The following is a 4,325-nucleotide window of genomic DNA, read 5'->3' as shown; positions in this document are numbered from 1 at the left end:
TGCAATTTTTAATTTTATATTTTTAATTTTTAATTTCGAGAAGCGACTTGACACGGTAATTTTGGGGTTCACCCAAAGCACAAATAAGTTCAAAATTACTACACGGAGCCAATAGGTGGGATTGACATTATCGTCTTTATGTGGTTAAGGAACATAAAAAGCTATTTGACCCATGTTTTTTCAATCATTTACGACAATTCGTCCTATTTTGAATGAAAAATTGATATTTAGATAGAGTTTTCAGCTTTTTGTCTGTATCAATAACTACAAAATTATATGCGCTTACCCTGTCTTAAAGGTCTTTTTATTAAGTCTCGTTAGGCGAACACCATATAAGCTGTCAAACTCACATTTGGTTTAATTACGAATTACGAACTTGTACTGAGCGCAGCCGAAGTATTACGAATTAGTAATTATTGTTGAGACTAATACAACACGGCGGAAATAAACATACCATTTCAAATGGCGCAAGACCTTGGAATACAATTCTCTTGACTTTTGACTTTTGACTTGCCCAAAGGGGTTGACTTCCGCCTTGCGGTACTAGCCTCCTGTGGACAAGTTACCTTTTAGGTTCTGCTTTGGAGTGGGCGAGAGTTTTGGAGACACGCTACCCAATCGCACTATGTTTTGAGATGAAATTCCCTGCAACTTGCCCCGTTTTACTAAAGCTTGATGAATCATCGCCGCCACTTCAGCCCTAGTAGCTACTTTATTAGGAGCAAGAATTTGTGGATTTGGATAGTTAACTACCAGACCATTAGCTGTAGCAGCAGCTATTTTGCTAGTAGCATAGGTTGGAATATCTTTAACATCTTTATAGACACTTAAAATCTGATTTTGGGAAGTGGATGCTTTCAAATTCAATCCACTAACAAGGGCAACTAAAACTTGCACTCGCGTAATATTTTGTTGTGGTTTAAAGGTTTTTTTCGGGTAGCCTTTGAGAAATCCGGCACTTATGGCTTGGTCAATTGCTGAAGTAGCCCAGAATTTTGCTGGTACATCTTGAAATGCGATCGCAGTCTTAGACGGTTCTTGCTCAAAGGCTTTTTGCAGGATAGCAGCAAATTCAGCGCGGTTTACAGGCTGATTTGGTCTAAAAGAATAATCAGGAAACCCCTTGAGAATACCACGGGAAGAAAGAACATCTATAAAACGCCGACCCCAAAAGTTATTGGGCACATCGTTAAATGCAATTGGGGGCGGAATAATAGATTTTTGTTTTGCCGGAGTTACTAAAGGCAACGCTAATGATGTAATTGATGACTCAAGCCCTGCTGAAGAGGATACAGATGGTTGTGGGGATTGAGTTGGGATTACCTGAACCGATGGTAACACTGCGCCAGAAGAAGTTGCGCTATTAGTTGGCAATGCAGGTGTATTGGGTTCACCAACAGCCTCAGGTGGAGATGACGGCAAAACGTTGTTGGGGGCTGCATTTGGTTCTACCTTGGAAGTAGGGAAGGGCAATACTTGATTTGGTTGAACACTTCTAGACGGAGTAGAAGAAGGCGACAGCAACCCGTTTAAGTTCCAGCTAGAATCCCTGCCAGACAATGACCAAAAAAGAATCGCTCCGATAGTGGTGAAGGCAACCAGAATGGCTATAAATTCATCAAAGCCAAGGGCAGTTCTTTGGGATGACTCCGGTTCGGAAGGAGGTCTATTTGTCATCGTGATTACCCTGGTAGCAGTAAAATTTGTGTCTAAACAAATTAAGCCACAGATTTAATTCGTAATTCGTAATACTTCGGCTGCGCTCAGTACAAGTTCGTAATTCGTAATTCATAACAAAATATTAGCTTTCTGGTTCAACGTCGCGTTTGCCCATTCAGTGTAGGCGGTACATTCGGTACATAAAACCAATCCGGTGCTTCTGCTCCTTTTTCAGGGGGATCAGTCAAGCGCCAGTAAATGCCTAAATCCTGACCAATACAATATTGACCTTTTTTTAATTAAAAATTAAAAGTTAAAAATTAAAAATTAATCAGAATAATAATTTTTAATTAATTTTGGGTACGAGCAACCACTGAAATCAAAGATTTCAGTGGTCTACAATCAGTGGTGGGTTCAGCAGCCCACAATGATTGCAATTTTTAATTTTATATTTTTAATTTTTAATTGGAGCGAAGCGACTTGACTTCCGCCTTGCGGTAGATACTTAAACCGAAATCGGATTTAGAGGGTGACAGAATGTAAAATATTAACTTATTGTTTACCTAATATTTGTAAAACTTAGGGTGTCTAGTGTCAGAAGAATTCAGTTACCAAATCTTACCGCCATTTGTGTCTCTTGGTAGCGATCGCGATATCGATTTAGATTCAACCCTCCAAGAACTACCAATGTACAACTTCCCAGTGGAAATCAATCACACTGGTATGGAAGTGGCTAGTTTTTTGGAAAAATACCCCCAGCTACCAGGAGTAATTTTGGTAGAACAGGGAAAGTTCATTGGGATGATTTCGCGGCGGCGACTGCTGGAATTTTTGATTCGCCCATTCGGACAAGAGTTATTTGTTCAGCAACCATTAGCCGTTATCTACAGCTATGCGCGGATACCGATGTTGCTGCTTGCTGATACAACATCGATTTTAACTGCGATGCAACTTAGCTTAAAGCGATCGCCAGAATTATTAGCAGAACCAATTGTAGTAGAAACAGAATCTGGTGCTTATAGATTGTTAGATGTCCAAGAATTGAATATTATTTCTTGGCAAATTCGAGGAATCGACAATCTAGTGCGGTATGAACGCAGCCAAGCCCAAATGATTCAAAATGATAAAATGGCAAATCTGGGACGTTTGGTAGACGGTGTAGCGCACGAAATTTTAGACCCCGTGGGTTTTATTTGGGGTAATATAACTTATGTTTCAACCTACAGCCAAGATTTGCTCAAGCTGATAGCGGCTTATGAAAAAGAATTACCATCAGCTTCCCAGGCAATTAATCAGATTAAAGAAGAGATTGAATTTGATTTTTTAGAACAAGATTTGTCGCGCTCCCTTGCTAGTATCCGCACTGGAGCAGAAAGATTAAAAAAACTTGTCACTAGTTTACAAAACTTCTGCCATCTCGATGAACTTTATCCCAAACCAGTAGATTTACACGCTTGTATAGATAGTATTATTTTATTAATTAATAGCCGTCTTCAAGGAGAAATTGAAATCGTCAAATACTACGGCCAATTACCCCCAGTATATTGCTTTATGGGGCAAATAAACCAGGTTTTGATGAATATTTTCAGCGAAGTTGTGGATACTTTACTCAATGAAGCAGTGCGACAGCAGTTGCATCGACAAGATACAAAGACTGTTCAAAAACCCCGAATCGAGATTACTACAGAAGTAATTTCCCAAGAAGCAAGCAACCCAAATGCACCAGATTCTCGCTGGATATTAATTCGCATTGCTGACAATGGCCCTGGAGTGTCTCAAGAATTGCAACAGCAAATTATGGAGTCGTTTTCTCTTGAAACGAAGAATAGTAAAAATACTAGTTTGGCAGTAAGTTATCGAATTATCACCGTCAGACATGGGGGAAAATTAAATTTCCATTCCCAGATTGGTATAGGTACAAAATTTGAAATTTTATTGCCTTTAGTTTGATTAAATTCTAGCTAGTACACTGTAGTGGAAGTTTGCCTACCTTAAACAAGGGGCTTTGAGCTAAGGGACTTCCAATTTAAAAAATATCCGATCGCTTTGAGGGCAGGGGACAGGGGGCTATTAGCTAGGGGAGGGAAAGTCGTTTTGATGGGCGTAAAATTGGATAATTTATTTTCTGGAGTTCCCTAAACATATGCATAAATTGACACAAATAGCCATCAAAATAATTACATTCATCCTCAGTTTCCTCATTCTTCTACCTCTTACTGCTTGGGCAAACCCAGTCAAGACTGAACACGTGCAAACACAATTGGTGAGTGAAGTCAGTAGTATTCAACCAGGGAAACCATTTTGGGTGGGGTTACATTTCCAAATAAAACCAGGATGGCATACTTATTGGAAAAACCCTGGTGACTCTGGTGTTGCTCCCAGTATTGCTTGGACGTTACCGCAGGGATTTTCGGCGGGAGAATTGGTGTATCCTTACCCTGAGAGACTACCTGCTAGTGGGTTGATGAATTTTGGCTACCTTTGGCATCGAATTTATAAGGAATACTTTCAATAACTTCACCTTAACTTCGCCTTTTGACTAGATTCAATAAGCAAAATACTTAAATGCTTTCTCAAAATGCTTGATTGCTTTCTCAAAATGCTTAAATGTTTTCTCATTTCGGTAGATTCAGCAAGCAAAAAGGCATATTGCTTTCTCAAAATGC

3 protein-coding genes and 1 pseudogene are annotated in these 4,325 nt (G+C 39.5%); 2 read left to right on the top strand and 2 right to left on the bottom strand.

The genetic code is table 11. The annotated features are described in order from the left end of the window. Positions 1 to 543 precede the first annotated feature (543 nt). Together ACFFAP_RS36475 and ACFFAP_RS36470 are read right to left on the bottom strand one after the other, a co-directional pair. Positions 544 to 1,677: an S-layer homology domain-containing protein gene (locus tag ACFFAP_RS36475; RefSeq protein ID WP_375515776.1), complete on the bottom strand. Its 1,134-nt coding sequence runs from the start codon at positions 1,675 to 1,677 to the stop codon at positions 544 to 546. A 140-nt stretch (positions 1,678 to 1,817) separates the two neighbouring features. After that, positions 1,818 to 1,949, bottom strand: a pseudogene (locus tag ACFFAP_RS36470) (Uma2 family endonuclease); the annotation flags it as partial. A gap of 301 nt (positions 1,950 to 2,250) precedes the next feature. Between ACFFAP_RS36470 and ACFFAP_RS36465 the strand changes: the two are divergent. Both ACFFAP_RS36465 and ACFFAP_RS36460 read left to right on the top strand, forming a co-directional pair. After that, positions 2,251 to 3,609, top strand: coding sequence for a sensor histidine kinase (locus ACFFAP_RS36465; protein WP_375515775.1), 1,359 nt, complete (start codon positions 2,251 to 2,253; stop codon positions 3,607 to 3,609). Positions 3,610 to 3,802: 193 nt separating this feature from the next. Then, the gene (locus ACFFAP_RS36460) at positions 3,803 to 4,174 is read left to right on the top strand and encodes a protein-disulfide reductase DsbD domain-containing protein (protein ID WP_375515774.1); all 372 of its coding nucleotides are present in this window, start codon (positions 3,803 to 3,805) and stop codon (positions 4,172 to 4,174) included. Positions 4,175 to 4,325 lie beyond the last annotated feature (151 nt).

The organism is uncultured Nostoc sp. (genome assembly GCF_964245575.1).
Classification (GTDB): domain Bacteria; phylum Cyanobacteriota; class Cyanobacteriia; order Cyanobacteriales; family Nostocaceae; genus Nostoc.
The sequence above is the reverse complement of the archived record's forward strand: the minus strand, read 5'-3'. Positions and strand labels throughout refer to the sequence as shown.